The 25,987-nt window shown below is 39.8% G+C and carries 22 protein-coding genes, 2 pseudogenes and 1 riboswitch; of the genes and pseudogenes, 8 read left to right on the plus strand and 16 right to left on the minus strand.

Going from position 1 to position 25,987, the window contains the following annotated elements; all coding sequences use genetic code 11:
- Positions 1 to 3: 3 nt before the first annotated feature.
- From M5F03_RS13750 to M5F03_RS13780, 7 genes and pseudogenes are all read right to left on the minus strand, one after another.
- Positions 4 to 666 carry an urea amidolyase associated protein UAAP2 gene (locus M5F03_RS13750; protein WP_249708641.1) on the minus strand — a complete coding sequence of 221 codons (663 nt, stop codon included), beginning with the start codon at positions 664 to 666 and terminating at the stop codon, positions 4 to 6.
- Positions 667 to 677: 11 nt separating this feature from the next.
- Positions 678 to 1,415: an urea amidolyase associated protein UAAP1 gene (locus tag M5F03_RS13755; protein ID WP_249708644.1), complete on the minus strand. Its 738-nt coding sequence runs from the start codon at positions 1,413 to 1,415 to the stop codon at positions 678 to 680.
- Between the two features lie 29 nt (positions 1,416 to 1,444).
- A riboswitch (guanidine-I (ykkC/yxkD leader) is annotated at positions 1,445 to 1,556 on the minus strand.
- A gap of 283 nt (positions 1,557 to 1,839) precedes the next feature.
- Positions 1,840 to 2,685 carry a taurine dioxygenase gene (gene tauD / locus M5F03_RS13760; protein WP_249708646.1) on the minus strand — a complete coding sequence of 282 codons (846 nt, stop codon included), beginning with the start codon at positions 2,683 to 2,685 and terminating at the stop codon, positions 1,840 to 1,842.
- A gap of 30 nt (positions 2,686 to 2,715) precedes the next feature.
- Positions 2,716 to 3,582 (minus strand): taurine ABC transporter permease TauC, encoded by an 867-nt coding sequence (gene tauC, locus M5F03_RS13765; RefSeq protein WP_180085016.1) that lies wholly within the window; start codon positions 3,580 to 3,582, stop codon positions 2,716 to 2,718.
- 1 nt (position 3,583) lies between these two features.
- Positions 3,584 to 4,369, minus strand: a complete 786-nt coding sequence (locus M5F03_RS13770) for a taurine ABC transporter ATP-binding protein (protein WP_249708648.1) — start codon at positions 4,367 to 4,369, stop codon at positions 3,584 to 3,586.
- Positions 4,370 to 4,379: 10 nt separating this feature from the next.
- Positions 4,380 to 5,408, minus strand: a pseudogene (gene tauA / locus M5F03_RS13775) (taurine ABC transporter substrate-binding protein).
- A gap of 181 nt (positions 5,409 to 5,589) precedes the next feature.
- Complete coding sequence (locus M5F03_RS13780) at positions 5,590 to 6,483, minus strand: LysR family transcriptional regulator (RefSeq protein ID WP_078190935.1); 894 nt, start codon at positions 6,481 to 6,483, stop codon at positions 5,590 to 5,592.
- A 190-nt stretch (positions 6,484 to 6,673) separates the two neighbouring features.
- On the opposite strand from M5F03_RS13780, the gene M5F03_RS13785 reads away from it, so the two are divergent.
- The gene (locus tag M5F03_RS13785; RefSeq protein WP_249708651.1) at positions 6,674 to 7,375 is read left to right on the plus strand and encodes an HAD family hydrolase; all 702 of its coding nucleotides are present in this window, start codon (positions 6,674 to 6,676) and stop codon (positions 7,373 to 7,375) included.
- Between the two features lie 90 nt (positions 7,376 to 7,465).
- On the opposite strand, the gene M5F03_RS13790 is transcribed toward M5F03_RS13785, so the two are convergent.
- From M5F03_RS13790 to M5F03_RS13805, 4 genes are all read right to left on the minus strand, one after another.
- Positions 7,466 to 7,783 (minus strand): hypothetical protein, encoded by a 318-nt coding sequence (locus tag M5F03_RS13790; RefSeq protein WP_372491152.1) that lies wholly within the window; start codon positions 7,781 to 7,783, stop codon positions 7,466 to 7,468.
- A 223-nt stretch (positions 7,784 to 8,006) separates the two neighbouring features.
- A complete protein-coding gene (gene scpC, locus M5F03_RS13795; RefSeq protein WP_171319206.1) occupies positions 8,007 to 9,506 on the minus strand; it encodes a succinyl-CoA:acetate CoA-transferase ScpC in 1,500 nt (499 codons plus the stop codon).
- Between the two features lie 133 nt (positions 9,507 to 9,639).
- Positions 9,640 to 10,809 carry a thiolase family protein gene (locus tag M5F03_RS13800; protein WP_078193795.1) on the minus strand — a complete coding sequence of 390 codons (1,170 nt, stop codon included), beginning with the start codon at positions 10,807 to 10,809 and terminating at the stop codon, positions 9,640 to 9,642.
- 101 nt (positions 10,810 to 10,910) lie between these two features.
- A complete protein-coding gene (locus M5F03_RS13805; RefSeq protein WP_078193796.1) occupies positions 10,911 to 12,689 on the minus strand; it encodes an acyl-CoA dehydrogenase C-terminal domain-containing protein in 1,779 nt (592 codons plus the stop codon).
- Between the two features lie 605 nt (positions 12,690 to 13,294).
- Here M5F03_RS13805 and M5F03_RS13810 point away from each other — a divergent pair.
- Positions 13,295 to 13,900: a TetR/AcrR family transcriptional regulator gene (locus M5F03_RS13810; RefSeq protein WP_078190941.1), complete on the plus strand. Its 606-nt coding sequence runs from the start codon at positions 13,295 to 13,297 to the stop codon at positions 13,898 to 13,900.
- Between the two features lie 65 nt (positions 13,901 to 13,965).
- Here M5F03_RS13810 and M5F03_RS13815 read toward each other — a convergent pair whose 3' ends face one another.
- The 5 genes and pseudogenes from M5F03_RS13815 to cysK all read right to left on the minus strand — a co-directional run bounded on the left by M5F03_RS13815 (position 13,966) and on the right by cysK (position 18,890).
- The gene (locus tag M5F03_RS13815) at positions 13,966 to 14,160 is read right to left on the minus strand and encodes a heavy-metal-associated domain-containing protein (protein ID WP_078190942.1); all 195 of its coding nucleotides are present in this window, start codon (positions 14,158 to 14,160) and stop codon (positions 13,966 to 13,968) included.
- Between the two features lie 66 nt (positions 14,161 to 14,226).
- Positions 14,227 to 14,646, minus strand: coding sequence for a Cu(I)-responsive transcriptional regulator (gene cueR / locus M5F03_RS13820; protein WP_180003682.1), 420 nt, complete (start codon positions 14,644 to 14,646; stop codon positions 14,227 to 14,229).
- Between the two features lies 1 nt (position 14,647).
- A complete protein-coding gene (locus M5F03_RS13825) occupies positions 14,648 to 17,131 on the minus strand; it encodes a heavy metal translocating P-type ATPase (protein ID WP_372491153.1) in 2,484 nt (827 codons plus the stop codon).
- Between the two features lie 27 nt (positions 17,132 to 17,158).
- A pseudogene (locus tag M5F03_RS16715) lies at positions 17,159 to 17,320 on the minus strand (cation transporter); the annotation flags it as partial.
- A 571-nt stretch (positions 17,321 to 17,891) separates the two neighbouring features.
- On the minus strand, positions 17,892 to 18,890 hold the full coding sequence (gene cysK, locus M5F03_RS13830; RefSeq protein ID WP_111884368.1) for a cysteine synthase A: 999 nt from the start codon (positions 18,888 to 18,890) through the stop codon (positions 17,892 to 17,894).
- Positions 18,891 to 19,172: 282 nt separating this feature from the next.
- Here cysK and M5F03_RS13835 point away from each other — a divergent pair, with 282 nt between their 5' ends.
- The 6 genes from M5F03_RS13835 to M5F03_RS13860 all read left to right on the plus strand — a co-directional run bounded on the left by M5F03_RS13835 (position 19,173) and on the right by M5F03_RS13860 (position 25,682).
- On the plus strand, positions 19,173 to 19,490 hold the full coding sequence (locus tag M5F03_RS13835; protein ID WP_078193801.1) for an ArsR/SmtB family transcription factor: 318 nt from the start codon (positions 19,173 to 19,175) through the stop codon (positions 19,488 to 19,490).
- A gap of 302 nt (positions 19,491 to 19,792) precedes the next feature.
- The gene (locus M5F03_RS13840; protein WP_249708655.1) at positions 19,793 to 21,529 is read left to right on the plus strand and encodes a SulP family inorganic anion transporter; all 1,737 of its coding nucleotides are present in this window, start codon (positions 19,793 to 19,795) and stop codon (positions 21,527 to 21,529) included.
- A 204-nt stretch (positions 21,530 to 21,733) separates the two neighbouring features.
- Entirely contained in the window at positions 21,734 to 22,927 is a 1,194-nt protein-coding gene (gene sstT, locus M5F03_RS13845; RefSeq protein ID WP_078193803.1) for a serine/threonine transporter SstT, read from the plus strand.
- A gap of 34 nt (positions 22,928 to 22,961) precedes the next feature.
- The gene (locus M5F03_RS13850) at positions 22,962 to 23,636 is read left to right on the plus strand and encodes a YoaK family protein (protein ID WP_078193804.1); all 675 of its coding nucleotides are present in this window, start codon (positions 22,962 to 22,964) and stop codon (positions 23,634 to 23,636) included.
- Between the two features lie 12 nt (positions 23,637 to 23,648).
- Positions 23,649 to 24,185: a DUF2058 domain-containing protein gene (locus M5F03_RS13855; RefSeq protein WP_078193805.1), complete on the plus strand. Its 537-nt coding sequence runs from the start codon at positions 23,649 to 23,651 to the stop codon at positions 24,183 to 24,185.
- A gap of 246 nt (positions 24,186 to 24,431) precedes the next feature.
- Complete coding sequence (locus tag M5F03_RS13860) at positions 24,432 to 25,682, plus strand: mechanosensitive ion channel family protein (RefSeq protein WP_249708657.1); 1,251 nt, start codon at positions 24,432 to 24,434, stop codon at positions 25,680 to 25,682.
- Positions 25,683 to 25,987: the final 305 nt, after the last annotated feature.

A 25,987-nucleotide genomic window follows, 5' to 3' on the forward strand; every position in this document is an offset into this window, starting at 1 on the left:
GTATTACTCCTCACCTTCACGGATGATCAGTTGAATTTTTGTAGGGTGATAAGCATTACATGGGTTATTCAGTTGTGGGCAATTAGAAATGAGGACAATTAAATCCATTTCGGCTTTAATCTCGACATATTTTCCCGGTGCAGAAATACCGTCATCAAATTTCAAATGACCATCCGCAGTCACAGGTACATTCATAAAGAAGTTAATGTTTGGGCCAATATGGCGCACATTTAAGCCATGTTTTTTGGCAATAGGATGCTGAGATAACGCAATCATGAAATTGTTACGGCAACTGTGCATTGGATATTTGTCATTTGCATAACGAACGGTGTTGCTTTCACATGAACATGCACCGCCTAAAGTATCGTGACGACCGCAGTTATCATCATGAATGCTGGCAATTTTATTGCCAAAGTTGGTGTATAAAGCTGTGCCTTTTTCTAAATAGATCTGTTGGTTAATGGCTAAGGTATCCGTAGCGCTATAGCGTTCTTCAGGGTTTTGGCTCGAGATAAACAAGGTATCCACCGCTTGATTGCCTTCGAGGTCAACGATCCGGAAATACTGCCCTTTTTTGACTTCGCACATCCAAGCTTCACCGGCAGGACATACTTCGCTTAACACTGATTTTTCAAAATTTTGTGTTGGATTTACTAATGCAGTCATGATCATTCCCCTCAAGCCGTTAAAGCGTAATAGCGTTTATTATTTTGAAAAGCACGTTGATTTTGCGGGCAAGAATCACGGCAAACATCGGTATCTGCCAAAGGCAACGCCTTAAATAAACTTAGCTGTACATCAGCAGGGTTATATTCTTCTGCTTGAGATAATCCATGTGGTGCACTAGATAAAAAGACCAAACAATCCATTTCAAAGCGCAGTTCAATGACTTGATTTGTATTGTCCGATGCAACATAACTTAAGTTGCCATTGTCATCAGGTTGAACTTTAGAGAATAAATTTAAAGTACTGCTCAGGTCTGTTGCAGATAAACCAAACTTGGTCATTTCAAGCAATAAGCTATCTTTGCCGTTGCGGTACATATCATTACGGGCATCTTGGAAAGTTTTACTGCCAAATTGGTTTTCAATTTGTGATGCGGTACTTGGTGCACAAAACGCATCATTCCAAGCGTGATCATCTTTGACTATCGAGATCATGGCACGTCCTAAATCCGACGCCAAAATATGACCTGTACTTAAATACGCCGTGTGTTGCCCTTTAAGGCTATCTGGCATGTTGTAGCGCTCAAGCTTATCTTCACTGTTTACACAGTACAGCGACACATTGGCATTTTGCCCTAGCGATTTAATCTGTAATACTGCCCCACGCTGAATACGCGCTGACCAGTGGTGTCCACCCGGTAAAAGTTCAGTCCATAGTTCTTTATCATCATGATAATGTGTTGTGCTCATTGCAGCCTCTGCCTAATTCTTAACTATTTACCTCCCGGGCTTTTATCCCTCCGTGCAGCTTTGCTTTGAATTAAAACGAAGCCGTGAACTCTCGGTCGCAGTCATACATAGAAATGTATCGGAACCCTAGTTCACTTTATGATGTATATAGAAAAGCAAAGGCTGTGCCAATTTGGTATTACGGTTTGAATAAAACGTAATACTAAGGCTTTTAGGGTTCGTTTTTGATGCTTAAGCTGCAGTATTGGTTTTAAATTGCGCTATTTTTGAACTGTCCATCTGCTTAGGTATGCATCATCCTTGTGCATGTGCAATCATGGTTAAGTGTTTTTGAATTTATATTTTTTAGATTTCTTCAAAATAAAAAGCCCAATGTCAGCATTGGGCCTTTCCTGTGATGTTTGCAAATAAGCTGCTTACGCTTTTAACCAGCTGCTTTATAAAATGGTACCGAGCCATTCACAGTTACACGATGCATAATGCGGTGCGCATCACCATAGTCAAACAGCGCTTTGTGCTGCGTACAGCGGTTGTCCCAAATAGCGACATCACCTTCTTGCCATTTCCAGCGTAAGTGAAATTCTTCCTTCACCGCATGTTCAAACAAGAATGTCAGCAGCTTATCGCTCTCTTGTGCATTCAATTCGTTAATATGCGTTGTAAATCCTTCATTTACAAACAACACTTCAGCACCAGTTTCAGGGTGTGTACGTACGACCGGATGCACCACTGGCGGGTTTTTACGGAAACTATTTTCAAGGCGTTCGCGGTCTGCTGCTGTTGTACCAAAGCGCTCTAATGGAAAAGATTTACGAATATCATGTGTTGCTGTTAAACTGCGTAGTTGCTGTTTTAAATCTTCACTGAGCGCATTAAAAGCAGCAGTACCGCTGGCCCAGAGCGTATCACCGCCAAACTCAGGGATTTTAATGGCTTGCAGCATACAGCCCAATGGCGGTTTCTGACTAAATGTCACATCGGTATGCCAAAGATCATTGTCTCTTAAATCTTGTCTGTGGCTATCCAGTACAATCACTTCTGGAGCATCTTCCATCGCAGGGTAAATCGGATGAATATGCAAAGTACCAAAGGTTTTTGCCAACCTCACTTGCGACTGTGCGCTAAGCGCCTGCTTTCTAAAAAAGATCACTTGATGCTGCAATAGTGCTTGTTTTATTTCCAGCAGCACCGGTGTATCGGCATGGTTTAAATCGATACATTCAATAACGGCGCCAATGTTTGGGTTAATTTGCTTCGCTTGCAATGACATAATTAAATCTTCTTCAATCTCTAAATCTATTTACAGCTGTTGGCCATACCAAGGCGCCAACTGCTTTTGCAGCCAACGTAAAAATAACTCAAAACTTACTGCGACAATCGCGATCACAATAATTCCAAGAATCACAGTATCAGTAATTAGGAACTGAGCCGCAGACTGCACCATAAAACCAATACCGCGATCAGCAGCAACCAACTCTGCAGCCACCAGTGTTGACCAGCCCACGCCCAAGCCAATGCGCACACCCGTTAATATGTGCGGCAAAGCTGTAGGTAAAATCACATATTGCAAAACCTGCAAGCGCGTTGCGCCTAAAGATAATGCTGCACGTTCACGGTTTTTTTGATGGCTGATCACACCATGCGCACTGCTAATAATAATTGGCGCCAAAATTGAAAAGAAAATCAGCAGCACTTTGGTGGTTTCACCAATACCAAACCAAATCACCAATAACGGTAAATACGCAAGCGGTGGAATGGGACGGAGTAGCTCCACAAGTGGATCAAATACAGCACGTACCCATTTGTTGAGTCCCATCCATAAACCTAAAGGCACACCAATCACAATAGCAGCAATCAGTGCGCTAAACACACGGCCAATACTTTCAGCCAAATGCTGCCAAAGTGTGGCTTTCATAAAACCTTGCTGGCTGACTTCAATAAACTTCTGCCATACCGCTGCTGGACTTGGTAAAAAAAGCTCAGGAATAATTTTCAAAGTGGTTACGACAAACCAAAGCACCAGCAAGCTCAGCACGCTGCCGATGCTCACAATAAGTGGTAAATTTTTTCTAAATATAGAAGTAGAGGAACTTCTGTTTAATGTTGCTGCTTCTGCACGATTTTCGCTTAGATGAGCCTTATTTAATTTTTGAATTTGTGTATTCATATTAAGACTCCACCGCATGTAATTTTTGCGCTTTTAAGCGTTCAAACAACATTTCACGCAGCTGAATAAACTGCGGATCAGATTTAATCGCACGTATAGATTCGCCTTTACGGTAGCGCTCAGCAAAATCTAGCTTGAGCGTTTCAACAATCGTCCCCGGACGCGCTGTCATCAGTACTAATTGATTGCTTAATAAAAGCGCCTCTTCAATATCATGGGTAATGAGGAAGAAACCTTTTTTCTCTTTAATCCATAAATTCAGCACAAACTCCTGCATGCTTTCGCGGGTAAATGCATCGAGTGCGGCAAAAGGTTCATCCAGCAAAATAAATGGTGCATGACTAATCAAGGCACGTGCAATACCGACGCGCTGTTTCATACCGCCTGAAAGTTCCCAGATATTGGCATTTGCCACATGCGACAGTCCGACGGTATTTAAAATAGATGCAACTTGTGACTTTATCTCTGTACTTTTTAAGCCTTTTAATTTCAAAGAAAATGCCACGTTATCTGCCACATTCAACCAAGGCAGTAAGGCATGTTCTTGAAAAACCACAGCACGTCTTGCATCTGGGCCAGTTAGAACTTCATCATCAATTTTGACTTGGCCTGCACTCACCTGTTGAAAACCCGCCAAAATATTTAAAAGCGTCGTTTTGCCGCAGCCAGACTCGCCAAGTACAACTGTTAAAGTCGATTCAGGAACGTCCAAATTGATATTTTTTAGTACAGCCACCTCATTTTCAGGATAGGTCAGGCTAATATTTTCCGCTTTTAAGATACTCATTTTCACATCCTTAAGGCTGAACAAATAAGGCTGTTACATTGCCTTTATAGTCGGCTTTGACTTTATCTACTTTGCCTTGGGCTTTTAAAAAGGTCGCTGTATCTAAAATATTCTTGGCAAAATCTGTGCTGAAACTTTGAGCTTGCTGCTGCTGGTTCAAATAAATATTGCCTGATAGCAGTAATGGAATATCTTTCGCATCAGAACCGGTTAATTGCGCAATGCTATTGATATAAGCAGTATTCGCTTCAAACGCTTTCGGATCTTGATTGTATTCATCTATTTTCTTTAAAGAAGTTTGAACGAAAGATTTTAAAAACTCTGGATTTTGCTCTGCAAAGTCTTTACGAACTACCCATACATCAAAGGTTGGTGCGCCCCATTCTGCAACTTGCTTAGAATCGGTCAGAACTTTACCTGTGGCACTCGCCTTGCTTAAAGCAGGTTCCCATACATAAGTCGCGTCAATATCACCACGTTCCCACGCTGCTGAGATTTCAGGCGGGCGCAAATTAATAATTTTGACCTCAGCCTCAGATAAATTCCAATGCTTTAATGCAGAAAGCAGGCTGTAATGTGCTGTAGAAACAAAAGGGACAGCAATGGTTTTACCCTTTAAGTCTTCAGGTTTTTAAATGCCTGATTTATTGCTCACCACTAAGGCTTCTGAAGCACCCAGTTTTGCTGCGATAAAAAACACTTCAATAGGTAAATCACGGCTGGCGGCAGCAGCTAAAGGACTGGTACCAATATTGCCAATACTGACATCACCTGATGCCAAAGCATTTACAACGTCTGCGCCCGTATCAAATTTTTTCCACTCAATCGGCTGTTGACTGTCTTTTTCATAGTCGCCATTGGCCTGCGCCACTTTGCTCGGATCAACACCCGTTTGATAGGCAATGACTACCGCTTTCTGCTCTTTTTGCGCAGCCGTTGAAGTGTCAGGAGTAGATTTTTTAGCTTGGAAATATACGAAAGCAGCGATCGCCACAATGACGATCGCCGTAATAATTAAAGGTTTAGATTTGCCGCTCATATTTTTTTCATAAAAAGTGATAACTAATTCACATACTAATCAGTCAGCTTTATGATGAAAAATAAGTTAATTGACAATATTTATCACAAAATTGCATTTATCGATTAGTGGAATACTTATGCTTTTATTCACTAAACGTCTAGCAATCAATTTTCTGCACGAGATCTTTTAATGGTATTTTTTACTTCACTAAGATTTCATGAAACATATGACGTAGCCATTGATGGCTGGTTTTATGATGGCAAGACATATGCCAATATTGCTTCACGCCATAGGTTGGAAACGCAATCGGCGCATCAAATATTTTTAAGTTGCCGCGCGAAAGCAATACTTCACTCAAGTAGTACGGCACAGTTGCAATCGCATCAGTGTCTTGCACAACCAAGCCCACACCTAAATAACTAGGTAACCGCATCAAAATATCACGTTTTAAATCAAGGTTAAGCAGCTCATTTTCAATATGGTAGTGCCCCATCCCTGCATCAATATCAATGTGCGACTCTGATAAATATTGCTCAGTTGTAATGGTGTCACCCGTTAATCGTGGATGATCCTTAGCTGCAATCACCACATAATATTGCTCAAACAATTTTTGTTGATAAAAGCCGCTTTCCAAATGCGGTAAAAACCCCAATGCTAAATCAATTTCACCATTCGCCATCTGATAACTGGTTTCAGTGGTAATCGGGCGTACATTCAGGCGTATTTGTGGCGCGTGTTTTTTTAGATATTGGCTGATTTTGGGCAATAAAACCAAATGCGAAACATCGGTCATGGCCAAAGTAAATTGTTGATCTGAAATGGCTTGATCAAAATTAATCGTAAAATTATTAATGGCTTCGACTTTACTCAAGGCTTCGCTGACTAAAGGAAATAATTGACGCGATAACTCCGTAGGCACCATTTCATTGCCGATACGTAAAAATAATGGGTCGTTATAATGCTGTCGTATTTTATTTAAAATATTACTGACTGTAGGCTGACTCATCTGCAAGTGTTCAGCAGCTTGCGACACATTTTTGTACTTATAAACATGAAAAAAAATGCTAAGAAGTTTACAGTCCAATTCAAACACGAAAGATTTAATCCCTAATTAAATATTGCAAGTTATGCTGTGCATCATCTGCTGAATTATACAAAAAGCCAATAACGAAATATTACTTTTATTGCAGATGAAACGCCAGTTTAGCCTGCTCAGTTGCATTTGGCTTTTCAACACTCCAATCCGTCCGCATAATAGACCCAGCACGAATTTGGATATCAACATGCTTCAAGGAAAAAAACTGGTTTGTTTTGATTTAGATGGCACACTTATCGACTCTGTTGGCGTGTGGAATCAGGTCGACGCAGATTTGATTCAACAGTTAACTGGACAAAGCATCCAACTGGGTTTAATTCAACGTGAACGTGACATTCAGCTGCAATTATTTAAAAACACACCAGACCCTTACTTAATGTACTGTAACTATCTAAAAGATACATATAAGATTGAACAACACACGGCAGATGAAATCAAACAGCAACGATATGCCATTTCACAGCATTTTTTAGAACATATCATCTTGCTTAAACCACATGCAGCGTTATTTGTTCAACAGCTCATTCAGCAAGGCATTCAAGTGGCAATTACCACCACGACCAGCTTGCAAAATATTTATCGATATCAAAAAAATATCAACATTTATCCAAAGCTGCATTTTGAAAATAGCTTTGATCTGATCCTGACCCGTGAAAGTGTCAAAAATATTAAGCCGCATCCTGAAGTCTATTTACAGGCGATTGAACATTTTGCAGTTCGACCTGAAGAATGTTTAATTTTTGAAGATTCACTCATTGGTGTAGAAGCTGCAAATGCAGCAGGCATTGAAGTGGTTGCGGTGTATGACGCATATTCAGAGCACGAAATTGAGCAAATCAAAAATAAAGCGGATTATTTTATCCATGATTTCTCTTCGGTTCTGAACTGAGTTAAAGCAAATAAACATTCGCTTTAAAGTTAAAAAAGCAGCCCAATTTAGAGGCTGCTTTTGATATTTTTGCATCAATAGATAATTGATCTATTTTACTTTTTTATAAATGGATCCAGACCCGACTAAATTTCCCGTTTTTTCGTCAATCGCAAATTCAACAGCACCTGTCCCAGAGTTTACAGCCAGTAACCCAGATTCAGCAACAGACGCAGGTACAGGATTTTTCTTTTCAGATTTACCACTTTTTTTATCTTTTAAAGTATTGGTAATGAAATAGTTTTCACCATTTTTACTAATAATCAGCGCATTTTCAAGTTGCGGATCTACTGCGGTATTTTGCCATGTTCCAGCATAATCAGGCGCTGGACTTTGTTTACATGCAGTGAGGAGAACTGCGAACAACATCGCAGAAAATAATTGAATCTTTTTCAAAATACTGACCTTCTTTGTCAATGAGTTTTGCATTATAGAAAGCCTTGAAGAGAACTTAAGACCGTTCATGTTGTGCAAAAGTTGCAAACCAAGTCCTGCTGTTTTTCTTTTGTCATGTTTTGAAACATTTGTAGTCTTTCATAATAAATAAGCCCACTTGATCGTGGGCTTATTTAAATATTTTCAATCTTTAGATTTATACGATTTGACGCATTGAACCGGTTTCTTCAAAAGTGGCATGCCAAGACAAAGCCTCTTTTAAAATATGCGGCGTTTGACCACCAAGCTCACATGCGCGTTCAAAGTAGCTCAACAATGCTGCGCGATAATCTGGATGTGCACAGATTTCAATGACTTTACGTGCACGCTCACGTGGTGAAAGACCACGTAAATCTGCCAAGCCCTGCTCTGTAACCACGATGTCAACGTCGTGGTCAGTATGGTCGGTATGACTCACCATTGGCACCACAGATGAAATCGCACCACCTTTTGCAATCGACTTGGTTACGAAAATGGCAATGTGCGCATGACGAGTAAAGTCTCCTGAACCGCCAATACCGTTCATCATTTTCGTACCCGTCACATGGGTCGAATTTACGTTTCCGTAAATATCAAACTCAAGCGCCGTATTAATCGCGATAATGCCTAAACGTCGAATGATTTCAGGGTTATTAGATAGCTCTTGTGGACGTAACACAATTTTGTCTTTGTACTGATCAAAATTGTTCATCACGTGCTGTGCACAAGGCTCAGATAACGTCATTGAACAGCCTGAGGCAAATTTCATTTTTCCAGAATCAATTAGCTGGAAAGTACAGTCTTGTAGTACTTCTGAATACATTTCCAAATCATGGAAATTAGAATGCTCAAAACCAGCAAATACAGCATTGGCAATCGAACCCACACCTGACTGTAGCGGGCCCAAATTTTCAGGCAAACGCCCTGCTGCCACTTCACCTTCAAAGAAATCAATCAGATGCTGAGCAATCGCTAGGGTTTCAGCATCAGGTTCATCCATTTTAAACTGGGTATCTGGCAGATCATTCAACACAATAGCTGAAATCTTATCGGGGCTGACATTGATCCCAATCGTACCAATACGTTCACCAACCTGAGTCAGTGGAATTGGCCCACGGTTTGGTCGCGCTTTAGGCACATAAATATCATGTACACCTTCGAGCACTGGGTTAATCGTATTATCAATTTCAATAATCACATGATCTGCCATTTCAATGAAATTGGCTGAGTTACCACATGAACCTGTCGGAATAACTTGACCATCTTCTGTAATTGCAGTCGCTGCAATAACGGCCACATTAATGCGCGGTAAATTATGATGACGAATATTATCGGCCATTTCAGACAAGTGTTGGTCAATATACATGACCTCGCCAGCGTTAATGGCTTTACGTAAACCAGGATCTGCCTGATACGGATAACGACGTTCTATCGCATGCGCCGCATTGAGGCGACCATCGATACTATTTCCTAAACTAGCACCCGTTGCCAACGTGATACGAAGAGGATGTGAAACTGCATGATCTGCAAGTGCCAATGGAACCGTCTTTGCCTCACCTGCACCACCAAAACCACTTAAACCAACCACTGAACCATCTTGAATTAACTCAATCGCTTTTTCAGCAGACATTACTTTGTCGCGAAGGGAGAGTAAGCGAATGCGATCTAAACCATTCATAATTAAATCTCAAAAAATAAATATCTCAAAATAAACATCTTTTTTCGCCATCCCAGCGAACTGAGATAGCGTTTGTTATTGCTTATCTAAAAACGTACTTATCTAAAAGCTTACTTATATAAATTGAGGCAAATTAAATCAGTTCAACCGCAATTGCAGTTGCTTCACCGCCACCAATACACAGTGCTGCGACACCTTTTTTACCGCCAGTGCGTTTTAAGGCATGAATCAGCGTCACAATAATACGTGAACCTGATGAACCTAGTGGGTGACCAAGTGAGCAAGCACCACCATGAATGTTCACTTTTGCTTCATCTAAGTTAAATCCATCAATCGCCAGCATTGTAACCATGGCAAATGCTTCATTGACTTCCCACAGGTCAACTTCTTGTGCATCCCAACCGGCTTGTGCAAGTACTTTCTCAATAGCACCGACTGGAGCAATCGTGAACTCTGACGGATGCTGTGAATTTGTAGCATAAGCAACGACTTTTGCCAGTGGTGTTAAACCACGTGCTTGGGCCGTTTCTTCTGATGTAACCACCAAAGCAGATGCACCGTCAGAAATTGAGCTGGCATTGGCAGCTGTGATCGTGCCGTCTTTTTTGAATGCAGGACGCAGTGTAGGGATTTTTTCAGGCTTAGCACTTAAAGGCTGTTCATCTGTGTCAACAACGACGTCACCTTTACGGCTTTTAACGGTAACCGGCACGATTTCATTTTTAAAGAAACCACCTTGAATCGCTGCAACGGCTTTATTGAGTGAGTTGATGGCAAAAGCATCTTGCTGTTCACGGGTATAGCCTTTTTTATCTGCCATATCTTGTGCAAGGATGCCCATCGACAAACCTGTCTCAGCATCTTCTAGGCCTTCTTGAAACATGTGGTCTGTGGTTTTACCATGACCCATACGATAGCCTGAACGCGCTTTTTCAAGTAAATATGGCGCATTTGACATCGACTCCATACCACCAGCAACCACAATATTGGCCGAACCGGCTTTAATCGCATCAGCTGCTTGCATCACTGCCTTCATGCCTGAACCACAAATTTTATTAATCGTGGTGGCACCCGTTGTATCTGGTAAGCCTGCTTGACGCATCGCTTGGCGTGCAGGACCTTGTTTAAGACCAGCCGGTAATACACAGCCAAAAATAACTTCGTCAATATCTGTAGGTTCTAAACCTGCACGTGCAACAACAGCCTGAATCGCTGCAGCACCTAAGTCTGGGGCTGTACAAGATGAAAGTGAACCCTGAAAACCACCCATCGCTGTACGTACGCCATCTACAATTACAATCATTTCTTATTTCATCCTGTTTTAAATCTTTTAACCCCAAGGAACCATGACTGGTTCCTCAGATTTTCCATCTTAATGTTTTTCACAGTGGTTTCGATGAAACTTTAAGATTGAGCGGTGAAGTATTCTTCAGATAGCTGCATGATAAGTTCAGAACCTGCTTTAATGCGTTGAGCACGGGCAGCAAGGTCAGGTAGAACTTTCTCAACATAGAAATCTGCGAGTACCAGTTTGTTTTGGAAGAAGCTCTCTGGTTTTGCAGCCGCAGCTTTGCTAATACGTGCAAACATATAAACAAAGCTGAGTAAACCAACTGCATGCAGATAATCGACTGCAACCGAACTGCTAAAGTCTGGTGTAGTTTTAGATTGTTCAATAATGAATTGCGTTAATGCTTCAACTTCGTCAGAAACTTGCAATGCTGCAGATTTAACTTTTGAATCTGCCATGGTTGCAGCAAAATCACGAATTTCAGTAATGTATTCGGCAATAAATGCACCATTACATTTCGTGGTTTTACGTCCAATTAAATCAATCGCTTGTACGCCATTTGTGCCTTCGTAAATCTGTGAAATACGTAAGTCACGAATGCATTGCTCCATACCCCATTCACGGATATAGCCATGACCACCAAAGCACATTTGCGCTTCTAAAGTAGCTTGTAGGGCTGTATCTGTTAGGTAGGCTTTTGCAATAGGTGTCAATAAAGCCACGCGGTCATTGGCTTTTTTCACAGCAGCTTCGTCAGTTGAATATTTTGTAATATCCAGTTGCTGGCCAACATACACAGCAAATGCACGAGATGCTTCGTTGTTGGCGCGTACATTCAACAACATACGACGTACATCACCATGTACTAAAATAGAGTCTGCTGGTTTTTCAGGAGATTTTACACCTGTCGCAGAACGACCTTGTAGACGATCAGTCGCATACTGTGCAGCATTTTGGTAAGCAAATTCTGCTGCGCCAATCCCTTGGATACCCATCGATAAACGTTCGTAGTTCATCATGACAAACATCGCCGCAAGACCTTCGTTTTCTTTACCAACGATATAACCTTTGGCACCATCAAAGTTCATAACACACGTTGCAGAACCTTTAATACCCATCTTGTGTTCAATTGAACCCGCTGATACGGCATTACGTTCACCGACTGAGCCATCGGCATTGACATGGAATTTTGGAACGATAAACAATGAAATACCACGTGAACCCGCAGGTGCATTTGGCGTTTTTGCTAACACAAGATGGATGATGTTTTCACACAGATCATGTTCACCACTGGTGATGAAAATTTTCGTGCCTGTAATGTTAAATGAACCATCTTCATTCGGCTCTGCTTTGGTTTTAATGATCCCCAAATCAGTCCCTGAATGTGGTTCAGTTAAACACATAGTGCCTGACCATTCACCCGTATAAAATTTTGGAAGATAGGTTTCTTTTTGCTCTTGCGAAGCACGGTCATTAATCGCCATACCTGCACCCACAGTCAGTAGTGGATACAACATAAATGATGGATTGGTACTCCAAATCATTTCGTCAGCAAGTACCGTCAACATTTTCGGCATGTTTTGGCCGCCCCATTCTTCAGAAGCGCCTAAACCAACCCAACCACCTTCAGCGAATTGTTTAAAAGCGTCTTTAAACCCTGTAGGCGTAGTAACAACACCATTACTAAACTGCGCACCACCTTCTTCATCTGCAGTACGGTTCAAGTCTAGAATAACGTTTTTAGAAAACTTAGCCATTTCTTCTAAAATGGCATTTGCAGTCGCCATATCAATATGAGCTAAGTTTTCATTTGACTGCCAGAACTCATCTGCATTGAATACATCATTTAAGATGAAGTCCATGTCCTTTAACGGCGCATTGTATATTGGCATTGTACTTTCCTTTTCTACAGGCTTTGTCAGCGTCTTTGACAAAGTACTTTTTTAAAGTTGCACGCTCCCGCACAAAATCATCAAATCAATTTTGTGTGGATTTTTTAAAGATCTGTTTTTTCAGATAGATATCTAAAATGGATATAGATAATGTGTTTTTACCGACAAGTGGAAAATAACCACCTGATATTTTGAGCAGCATTATTTTATTACAATTAAATAAATTTATTGAATTGAATAAATTTATAATTGGTAATTGATTAAAACTAAACATAATAGTACCTATAATCATGTTTAATTTAGGGTGTATTAATAACATAACAACCAAGACCGTTTTGTTAAATGCTGCTTTTGTTGTAAAAGCGAAAAGACAATAAATTAAAAAAAATAAAAATGGAATTTTATTTCAAAAAAATGACCTCAAGGGTTCAGTTTTATTGACATTAATTTTATGCTATGAATTCTATATGTTTTACGCACTCTACTAATGTGTTTATTTTTAAACCAATTTATGTAATATTTGAGACCATAGTGGAATGTAAGATTCACAAGATTTAGCTTAAGCTAGGCTTGTTCACCCTCAAGATGTTTATGGAACAGTTATCATGAGTTCAGTACGCCAACAAAATTTTATCCTTCGCAAGGAAAAAATTTTAGCCATGGCAGAAACCCTGCTATTAGATAATAATCAAGACATCACCTTAAGTGAGTTAGCTTGTGAACTAGATATTGCCAAAGGCACGATTTATAAACATTTTAAAAGTAAAAACCAATTATATTTAGAACTGATTATCTTAAATGAAAAACGATTATTAGAAATTTCAAAAAAATATAATCATGATATTAAAACTTATGTTTCACAATATATGCTTTATAATATGTTGAATTCTAATAGAACTATATTATTACATGTCATTGAAGAACGCTTAACGAATAATGAACGTAAATTAAAAGAGTTATTTGAAGAGCTCTATCGTGTTCGTGAAGAACGTATTATTGAAATTAAGGATATGACCAGTGATTATCTAAAATCACTTGAAAGCGCAATGTCGATACGTGATTATTTATCTTATATTTGGACGGTCACTTATGGTGCATCCCTACTCCTCAATTCAACGCATTATCAAAAATCAATCGGTTCACGTGAACGCTTAATCAAGCTATATATTAATCAGGCGCTGATGACGCCAGATAAAATTTCAGCCGTATAGAATTGATTTATAAATAAAAAAGCCGAACAATTGCTCGGCTTTTTTTTCATTAAACAATATCTAGGTTATGCAATCACAGGTGGGAAGCCATCTTCGGTTAAAGCGCTAATCAATTGCTCTGCACTGGCACTAGATTCAACGTCAACTAATTTTGTAGCTACATCAATAGTGACCGTTGCATTTTCGTCTAAGTCTTTAATCGTTGCTGTTACGCTACGGGCACAACCACCGCATGTCATATTATCAATACGAAATTTCATGATATTCATCCTTCTTTTCTAATAACAACACTATAAACCTTGCCACGATTGTAAGGTCAAGCTGGTTTAAATCTTTGCTGTATGGCAGCACTCAGCCATGCCCGTTTCGATTTGATTTAAAATCGTACAATCGGCTTGATCATTACCGGCACAGCCATCTACAGATTGTTGCAAGATCTCAACCATGGCCTGTAAGTCTGCGATTTTTTGATTTAAGGTCTGGATATGTTTTAACGCCAATGCTTTAACTTCTACACTTTGCCGACTTTGATTTTTCCAAAGCCCAAGTAAATCTTTCATTTGTTCAGAAGAAAAACCTAAATCACGCGCATGTCTTAAGAAACTCAAGGTTTTAATATCGGCTTCCGAGTAAATTCGATAGCCTGCATCGGTGCGCTGCGCATTATTTAACAGCCCAATCGATTCATAATAGCGGATCATTTTTGCAGAAATGCCCGATGCTTTCGCTGCTTGTCCAATATTCATCTCAAGACTCCTGAAAAACTGGCCCTTTAAATGCTTTTAAACGTAAGGCATTTGACACAACAAACACCGATGAAAGTGCCATTGCACCTGCGGCGAACATAGGTGAAAGCAGTAGGCCAAAGAATGGATATAACACACCTGCAGCGACAGGAATCAATGCTGCATTGTAAATAAATGCCCAAAATAGGTTTTGGCGAATATTATTCATCGTGGCTGTGCTCAGTGCGATTGCTGTCGGTACCATTTGTAAATTACCCGACATGAGCACCACGTCCGCAGCCTCTATCGCCACATCTGTCCCTGTACCAATAGCCATGCCGACATCTGCTTGCGCAAGTGCAGGCGCATCATTAATGCCATCGCCGACAAAACAAACAACACCATGTTCTTTTTTCAACTGTTGTACAGATTGCACTTTTTGGTCTGGCATTACTTCAGCGATCACATGATCAATCTTCAACTGTCGTGCTATGGCAGTGGCAGTATGTCGGTTATCGCCTGTAATCATGGCCACTTTCAGCCCTAAATCATGCAAAGCTTGAATGGCTGTAAAGGTTGTAGCTTTGATCGGGTCGGCTACAGCAACAATGGCAGCAAGCTGTTGATCGATCGATACATAGAGCGGGGTTTTCCCTTCATTGCCCATGCGTTCCGCCAGTGATGAAAAGATTTGTGTATCTAAACCAAGTTTATGCATCAAATGATCTGCACCGATATAAATGCTTTGTCCTTCAACAACCGCCTGAATCCCAGCACCAGTCACGGAATCAAACTGTTCGACCTCTAAAAGTTGCACTTGCATCTCTTTAGCAGCTTGTACAATGGCATAGGCAATCGGATGCTCAGATTTCTGCTCTACAGAGGCCAATAACTGAAATACGCGATCTTTATCAAAAGCTTCAGTGACTTCAAAATCAGTCAGTTTAGGTTTACCTTCCGTCAATGTCCCCGTTTTATCGACTGCAACCACTTGTGTATTTTTGAGTTGTTGTAAAGCTTCGCCTTTACGGAACAATACTCCAAGTTCTGCACCTCGCCCTGTACCGACCATGATAGATGTAGGCGTTGCCAAACCCATTGCACATGGACATGCGATGATCAGAACTGCTACAGCATTGACTAATGCATAGGTTAAACTCGGTTCAGGTCCAACTACATACCAAACTAAAAAGGTGATCAAGGCCAACGCCATCACCACCGGTACAAACCATAACGTGACTTTATCCACCAAAGCTTGAATCGGTAATTTTGAACCCTGAGCTTGTTCAACCATCTGGATAATTTGTGCCAAAACAGAATCTTGACCTACCGCAGTGGCTTGTATTTTCAAGGCCCCATTTTGGTTAATCGTTCCACCGACAACTTGATCACCGGCTTTTTTCTCGACAGGAATTGGCTCTCCACTGATCATCGATTCATCAATATAACTATTCCCAGACACCACAGTACCATCGACCGGACAACGTTCACCAGGCCTTATTTCAATCAGCATGCCTGTTTCAACATCACTAATCGGTAAATCTATAAAGGTGCCAGATTGCTCTACACGTGCAGTTTTGGGTTGCATGCCGACTAAGTATTGAATGGCTTGCGATGTTTTACCTTTGGCTTTCGCCTCCATAAAACGCCCCAAAAGAATCAACGCCACAATTACTGCGGCTGCTTCAAAGTACACATGAACCGTACCTTGCGGTAATAATTGCGGAGCAAATGTTGCAATACAAGAAAAACTATAAGCAGATAAAGTCCCGACTGCGACCAAAGAATTCATATCCGGGGCAAGTCGCGCAAGTGCTGGTATGCCGTGCTGATAAAAGCGTCTTCCGGGTAGGATTAACACCAAAGTGGTTAATATAAACTGAATATACCAACTATTTTGTGTCCCTAAATTATGCGCAATAAAATGATGAAACGCTGGAATCATGTGTGATCCCATCTCCAAGATAAAAACAGGAACAGCGAGTACCAATGCGATGATTAAATCACGTTTGAGTAACCGAGCTTCGTCGGCTTTTTTTTCTGCCATTGTCGGTTGTTGCTGCGTAGCAATGCTAGCACTGTATCCCGCTTTTTTAACTGCCGCGATCAATTCTTGTGTTTTTGAAGCGGGAGCCTGAACAAAAGCTTTTTCACTGGCTAAATTTACAGTTGCTTTATTGACACCATCAACAGCATTTAAGGCTTTTTCGACTCGTGCTACACATGAAGCACAGGTCATACCGTCAATATTTAATTCAATATTGGGCTGTGCAATATAAAAACCTGCTTTTTCTACGGACTTCGCCAATGCAGAATTTTCAACAGATGTCAATGCCGTAATCGTGGCTTTTTCAGTTGCCAAATTCACTTTTGCATCAATGACCTCTGGAACTGTCTTTAAGGCTTTTTCAACACGTGCAACACACGATGCGCAAGTCATCCCTTCAATTTCAAGTTCAAGCTGCTTTTGTGCAACGCCAAAACCTGCCTTTTCAACGGCCTGAATTACAGCAGAATAATCCACATTTTTATCACTCTGAACATGTGCTGTTTCAGTGGCTAAATTCACTTGAGCATCAGTGATGCCATCGACTTTTTTTAAGGCTTTTTCCACCCGTGCCACACAAGAAGCACAGGTCATCCCTTCAATAGCAAGTGTGCCGTCAAAAAGTTTGCGTTCTGTCGAATCTGTCATGGCAACATCCCAATCATATGTGCTTGTTTTAGGCTATAGCTTAAACTTTACCATAATGGGAAGGTCAAGTTTTTCTGACTCACAGCAAGGCTTTTCTTTAAGGTATAAAGAATTGCGAAGATTTAAAAACATAATCAATAATATTGAATAATGATTATTCAATTAGTTTATTTTTCTGATATTAAAACTACACCTTTCCTCATTATTCAGTAAGATAAAGATTCGTGACCACCAAACGAATTACTCTCTTTCGCATGTACAAACTGTCGAACATTTGCTTTAACTGCGCATATTTGTGTGCTTTTTTATTTTTAATTTTAAGTTGGAGTCTAGATCATATTGATGTTTGGCTCACTCAAGTGGTTATCCCTGCTGTCACGATATGCATACTCTTAGGCTTCCTGTTTAAATACATCGCTCGAAAGTTAGGACATGAACCGCCTAAACGAAAAATAAAACAACAAAATCCCAAAAACGATGATCAAGACGCGGCTTAAGATACTTATAAATAACGAAATCATCAATAAAAAAGCCCATTCAATTGAACGGGCTTTTTTTCATGTCAGAATTATTAGTCAGCACTAATATCTTCAAATAAAACTGAAGAAAGATAACGTTCACCACCATCCGGTAAAATGACCACAATGGTTTTGCCTGCATTCTCAGGACGTGCAGCAAGTTTTGCCGCAGCTGCCATTGCCGCGCCACTAGAGATACCCACTAAAATACCGTCATGAGTAGCCGTTTTACGCGCCCACTCAATTGCTTCAGCACTTTCAATACCGATCACTTCATCAACAAGGTCTAGATCTAAGTTACCCGGAATAAAGTTAGCGCCAATCCCCTGAATTTTATGTGGCCCAGGAGTCAGTGTTTCGCCTTTTTTCGCTTGGGCAATAATCGGAGATTCAGCCGGTTCTACCGCAACAGAATAAAGCGGCTGATTTTTCACTTTTTCAAAATAGCTTGAAATGCCTGAAATCGTACCGCCTGTACCTACACCTGAAACTAAAATATCCACTTTACCACCGGTCGCTTCCCAAATTTCTGGGCCAGTGGTCAATTCATGAATTTTAGGGTTTGCAGGGTTTTCAAACTGTTGTGGTAAATAATACGTTTCAGGATGTTCGGCAACGAGGCGCTGTGCTTCTTCGACCGCACCTTTCATGCCTTTAGCAGGTTCAGTCAATACGAGATTTGCACCAAAAGACTTCAACACCTTACGGCGTTCAATACTCATACTTGCTGGCATGGTTAATGTAATTGCATAACCTTTCGCAGCTGCAACAAATGCCAAAGCAATCCCTGTATTACCACTTGTAGGTTCTACAATATGCATACCCGGTTTTAATAAACCTTTTTCTTCTGCATCAGCAATGAGAGCTGCACCTACACGACATTTCACTGAAAATGCTGGGTTACGGCTTTCTACTTTCGCCAAGACCGTTGCTTCTGACTGAATCGCACGATTAATACGAACTAAAGGTGTATTACCAATCGCTTCAGCGTTATTACTATATACTGCGATACCTAAATTACTCGTTGCTGGAAAAGCTGAATCTGTTGTCATGACTATTTATCCCTTGTGTATTTATTGAATACGATCTTTAGATGATACAATTATTTTCAAAGTGTGCATGATTTTTTAAGCTAATGTCTTATATTTATGTGCATTTTGTGAAAGCTTGCACTAAAATCAAGCAATAAATTTAACTGATTAACTAAATTTAAACTTATAAAAATTAATGATATTTGATTTCATAAAAAACCATAGAAATTGTCTTATTTATTCAATGTATTAAGCCGTGATATCCGTATACTTGAGCTGTTGTTAATCGTATGGACATATCCAATGAATACCGATCTGGAAATCACTACTATGCGTGATTCTGCCGAATTAGTCGTGGGCGTTTTAAAGTCGCTGGCAAATACGGATCGTCTACTAATTTTATGTCATCTAGCACAGCAAGAATTGAATGTGTCTCAGATTGAAGAAATCACTGATATTAAACAGCCAACCCTCTCACAACAACTGATGATGTTACGCAAAAGTGATGTTGTGACCACGCGTCGTGATGGTAAGCAAATTTATTATTCAATTAAAGATGCAAATTTAGTTCAAGTTCTCAATACTCTTTACCAATTGTATTGCAACCAATCTTATAAATAACACTCAGTTATTTTAAAATTTCAAGCCAGACATGCTGTTCTTGCACCACTATAGATGAATCATCGCAATGGGCAGCAATTCAATATCTCAATTTACCCTCCAAACTTCTTCAAAATATCTATATTTATATCGAATATCCAAAGCTTTAAATCAGCTCATACTTTTCATTAATTCATTTAAAATGATGGTTTCTTACATATCCCGTAAATAAGCAGCGATATTGAACGGTCAAAATTTATTGCACAAGACTTCTTAGCACTTTTTGTGCATAATATATATGAAATTGTGATTTAGATAAGTTTATGTCAGATTTAAAACCTCATTTCTTACAGAAATTTCCTGCTTGGCAGTGGTTACAGCACTACAGCACTGTGAAATTTAAATCTGATGTACTTGCTTCGCTGATCGTGATTGCCATGTTAGTCCCTCAAGGTATGGCGTATTCCATGCTGGCAGGTTTACCCCCAATCATGGGTTTATATGCCAGTATTTTACCGATGATTGTCTACGCACTCATTGGTGGAAGCTCAACCTTATCGATTGGCCCTGTGGCAATCATTTCGATGATGACTTTCGCCACGCTCAATCCGCTATTTGAAGTTGGTTCGCCTGTTTATATTGAAGCCGCTACACTTTTGGCCTTAATGGTCGGCCTGATTTCTCTGATGCTAGGTGTACTACGTTTTGGTTTTTTAATTCAGTTGATCAGTCATCCTGTCATTAAAAGCTTCATTATTGCCTCGGCTCTGCTCATTGCGCTCGGTCAGTTTAAGTTTCTCGTCGATGTCCCGCTAAAAGCCAACAACATCCCTGAGTTTATTTTAAGTCTGTGGGAATACCTGAGTTTAACTCACTTTGCTTCACTCATCTTTGGTGTGCTGGCCATACTGTTTTTAATCTATGTACCAAAAATGTTGGCCACTCAATCAATTCAATCTCGATTCGGCTCTACTGCCTTTCTAAGTAAAGCACTTCCATTGATACTAGTGGTGATCTCAATTGCATCGGTGATGTTATTTGACCTGCAAAATGTCGGCATTAAAACCGTCGGTGAAATTCCTTCAGGATTTCCACCCTTAAGCTTTCCACATTGGAACTGGGAACTGGTACAAACCTTACTGCCCGGTGCAACAATGATTGCCATGATCAGTTTTGTTGAGTCACTGTCTATCGCCCAAGCCACTGCCTTACAACAACGAAGCCAACTTAATAGTAACCAAGAGTTGATCGCTTTAGGTTTAGCCAATCTAAGCGCAGGTGTTAGCTCTGCCTTTCCAGTGACGGGTAGCTTATCTCGTACAGTTGTTAATGCAGATGCAGGTGCAAAAACACCGATGGCTGGCGTGTTGTCGTCATTGCTGATTATCGTTGTCAGTCTCTACTTCACTGGTTTTTTCCAAGACTTACCTTTAGTCATTTTGGCGGCCACGATTATTGTTTCCATTTGGAAATTAGTCGACTTTAAACCTTTTGTGGATACATGGCGTTATTCAAAAGCTGACGGGATTGCGATGTGGGTGACCTTTTTCGGTGTGGTGTGTATCGATATTTCTACAGGTCTCATTATTGGCATCATTTCTACTTTTATTCTGTTGTTATGGCGCATCAGTCGTCCACACATTGCGGTGATCGGTTTAGTCGAGGGCACACAGCACTTCCGCAATGTACAGCGCCATCATGTCTATACCGCACCACATATTCTGTCGCTCCGTATAGATGAAAATATCTCGTTTTTAAATGCCAATACGCTTAAAGGTTTCTTGATCAATGAAGTCAGTGAAAATATTGACCTAGAGCATGTTGTTATCAATTGCTCAAGCGTCAGCTCAATTGACCTCAGTGCCTTAGAAATGTTGGAAGATTTAAATGCTGAATTATCAAAATTAGATATTCGACTGCATTTTTCCGAGGTCAAAGGCCCTGTCATGGACAAATTGCAGCACTCAAAATTACTCACGCATTTGAGTGGTCAAATTTTTCTCACCCACTATCAAGCCGTTACAGAGCTTGCGACAGCCAGTTCTGAGTACCAAATTTAAAGGCCTATTAGCTCACTGTTTAATCAATGCGAATTTGATAAACAGTGAGTTTTGAAGGGTTTACATTTTAATACACAAAAATAGATTATAAAAAACAAAGGTTTATTTTTAAATTAAATTATTTTTTAAGCATTCCACATTTTCGTATAAAATACAGGGCTAATTTTCATCATTTTGTCATTGTAATTCTGACAAGGCTCTCCTATGTTTTCAGCATTTACACGCTTGAGTTTAGTAACCCGAATTATTATCGCCATTATTTTAGGTGTATTGGTTGCTGTTGTTGCTCCAGGCGTTGCACCCTATTTAAGTTTGCTTGGTGATTTATTCATTAAGGCATTGAAATCCGTAGCACCGATACTGGTCTTTGTACTTGTGCTGTCATCCATTGCAAATTTCAAAGTGGGTAGCAGTAATGCATATATTAAACCAATTATATTGATGTACGCTATTGGTATGTTCCTTGCTGCTTTAAGTTCAGTAGTAGCAAGCCTTTTATTCCCTAGTACATTAATTCTTGATGTTGCTGCAGAAAACCTTGTGCCGCCAGGCAGTCTTGCTGAAATATTGAAAAACTTATTATTAAGTTTTGTCGCAAACCCTGTTACAGCAATTTCTGAAGCAAATTTCATTGGTATTTTGGCTTGGGCTGTTGCCTTAGGTATTGCATTTCGTCATGCATCAGAGAACACCAAAGTCTTTTTATCTGACGCTGCTGATGCAGTGAATAAAGTGATCCGTTTAGTGATTAACTTTGCACCTATTGGTATCTTCGGTTTGGTTGCTGTTACATTTGCCGACTCAGGTCTAAAAACGCTTGTTAGTTATGCGCACTTACTTGCGGTATTACTCGGTACCATGTTCTTTGTAGCTTTGGTCATTAACCCACTAATGGTGGCATTTATGACTCGCTCAAACCCGTTCCCATTGGTTTTCCAATGTCTACGTGAAAGTGGTATCACTGCATTCTTTACACGTAGTTCCGCTGCAAACATTCCAGTTAACTTAGACCTTGCAAAGCGTCTTGGTGTACCAGAGTCAACTGCAAGCGTAGCGATTCCTTTAGGTGCAACTGTCAATATGGCAGGTGCATCGGTCACAATTACAGTCCTCACACTAGCAGCAGTTCATACTTTGGGCATTTCTGTTGATTTCAGCACAATGTTGATTTTATCAGTCGTTGCTACCGTTTCTGCATGTGGTGCTTCAGGTGTTGCTGGTGGTTCATTGCTGCTTATTCCAGTGGCTTGTGGCCTGTTTGGTATTTCAAGTGATATCGCGATGCAAGTTGTAGCCATTGGTATGGTTATTAGCGTACTCCAAGATTCAACTGAAACCGCTTTAAACTCTTCGACTGACGTATTATTTACAGCTGCAGTAGACCGTGGTTTAAGATAATATCCTGATATTGGATACTTTTTAAGGCGAGGCCATGCCTTTACAGACTTTACCGCTTTGGATACAACTGGGTGCTTTTTTCCTCGCAGTGAATGCAGGAATGATTAATGTACTTGGACTGGTGACCATCTTGCACCAGTCAGTATCTCACATGACCGGTAATGTCAGTATGTTAGCCATGGCCTTCATTGCATGGCAGCCAAATACGATTATTTATTTGATTTTAGTCTTACTCTGTTATGTGATTGGCTCATTTTATAGTGGGCTTATTCTTGGAAATAGTCACTTTAGCTTAACCAGACGTTATGGCGTCCCATTAAGCTTGGTGGCTTTTTTTATTGTCCTGTGTTGGCTACTATTGCCCTATTTTCCACGTTACGCTTTGCTTTGGGCATGTGTGGCTATGGGTGTACAAAATGCAATGGTTAGCCACTATAAAGGTACCATTATTCGTACCACACACCTTTCTGGTGTTTTGACGGACTTAGGTTTGGCTTTGGGTTATAAAGCCCGTGGACTTCCGGTTGAGTCTAAACGTGTGGTCTTACATTTATTAATTTTGGCGGGATTTATCGTTGGTGGCATACTTGCCAGTTGGCTTTATCCTTATTTAAAATTAAACGCATTCCTGATTCCTGCCGCACTCAGTTTAGTCATGAGCGCAGTATATTGGATCATCTATTTTCATTATCGACATATACACGATTAGTTGGAACGTATTATGGTTAAAAATGCATTACAGGCGCAACTGCTTAAAGCAGGTCTGGTCGATAATAAAAAGGCAAAAAAATTGTCTAAACAAGCCATACATGAAAAACGTACTGGTGAAAGTAAAGATGCTGAAATCAAGGCGAAAATTGAGCAAGATCAGCAGCAGAAAATGGCCAAAGATCATGCTTTAGAGCAAGATCGTAAAGCAGTTTTGCAAGAAAAAGAATTAAAAGCTGCCATCATGCAAATGATTAATCAGCATAAAATTCGTGATACCGATGGCGAATCGACCTATCAATTTATCGATGATGCCAAGATCAAAAAGCTTTATATCAATCAGCAAATTTATAATGCCCTCGTTGCCGGCAGTCTTGTTATTGCACGTGAAAATAGCAACTATGCTTTTTTACCAAAAGAATTAGCCGACCGTATTAATGCGAAAATGGAAGGCTTTATTATTGTGAATAATTCTGAAGTGAATGAGCAAACCACGGATGAAGAAGATCCATATGCAGCTTATGTAATTCCTGATGATTTAATGTGGTAAGCATTTCATATCACTAATGAAGCTCCCAATTAGGGAGCTTTTTTTAGCTCAACATTTATTTATTTTAGTTCATCAATTAGGTTATACCTTCAAAAAATCATTTTTAGCACAAAATAAGTAACATTATGGACTATACATGTCGTAACTCCGTAAAGTTTACGAGTATAAAATTGCTTATATAATCATCATAATTACAATAGTTTGATCATTAAGCCTTTCATTTACTTCAATAAGAGTAGGATAATTTTGGAAAAATTTCAGTTCATTAAAAATATTCAAGATTGGTCAGATCAATACCCTTGGTTAGAATTGCTGACATCGCTCAGTCTCATTATTATTTTTGCCATCATTGCAAATTTTATCGCCAAGAAAATTGTGGTGCGTGGAATTCGTAAGCTCGTTTCTAAAATGGCCTTTAGCCATAGTCAAATTTTGTCAGAACATAGTGTGATTAAACGCTTTGCTAACATTGTTCCAGCAATTGTGATCTTAAATGGCATAACCACAGTCCCACATTTATCTGTGAAATTTATTTCAATCGTGCAGATGGCTTGTCAGGCTTTTATCTTCTTGACCATTGCTTTGGCAATTTCTGAATTACTGAATATTTTTAATCTGATTTACCAACGTAATCCAAAATCTAGAAACAAACCGATTAAAGGCTATTTGCAGTTGGTCAAATTGATTATTTTTTTGGTCTGTGGCCTGATGATTTTAGGTACTTTCTTGAAAAAAGATGTATTTACATTACTCGCAGGCTTTGGTGCTATGGCGGCCGTGCTCATGTTGGTTTTTCAGAACACCATTTTGTCACTGGTGGCTTCGGTACAAATTTCTTCTTATGACATGGTGCGAATTGGTGACTGGATTGAGATGCCTTCGCTCAATGCGGATGGCGATGTCATTGATATGTCATTACATACCATTACCGTGCAGAACTTTGATAAGACTTTTACCACGATTCCAACCAATAAACTGGTGACTGACACCTTTAAAAACTGGCGTGGTATGGCTCAGTCAGGTGTTCGTCGTATCAAACGCTCACTTTATATTGATCAAAGCTCTATTCATTTCATGACACAGGATGAGCAAAACAAACTCAAAGAATTTTTATTACTAGATCAATATCTTGATCATAAGCATGAAGAGCTTGCTCAGTTTAATCAGCAACTTTCAAATCAATCGAAATATAATCAGCGCCGTTTAACCAATCTTGGGACCTTTCGTGCCTATGTAGAATTCTACTTACAACAGCATTCAGGCATTGCCCAACACCAAACGATTTTGGTGCGTCAGTTACAACCCACGAGTGAAGGCATACCTTTAGAGATTTATGCTTTTAGTAAAACAATTGCATGGAAAGATTATGAAGCGATTCAATCTGATATCTTTGACCATCTGATTGCAATCACACCTGAGTTTGGTCTTAAAATCTATCAAGCCCCTTCTAGTGCCGATTTTAAAGACCTCGTTCAACCAAATGCCGATAAAAGTTAAGAGCTAAACTTTCCTCTCCCCATGTATATTCAAAGAAGAAATTCTGCAAATTAAAAAAGTCACAATGGCTTTTGAATATACATGGGGCTATCGGTTACCCCCCTCTACTTCCGCAATTACTTTAGATCATGCGATATAAGGAATAAAAGCGAATCAGATAAATGCGCTAATCGCTCGATTCCTTAAAAATATAATTCATCCGAAACAACTAAATATAATTAAAAAATCAGAACAAATACTATACAAATGTAGACATTTTTAGATACTATTTGTTAACAGTTGCATAAAAACGCTTCTAAAATAGG

The organism is Acinetobacter amyesii (genome assembly GCF_023499985.1).
Lineage (GTDB): Bacteria > Pseudomonadota > Gammaproteobacteria > Pseudomonadales > Moraxellaceae > Acinetobacter > Acinetobacter amyesii.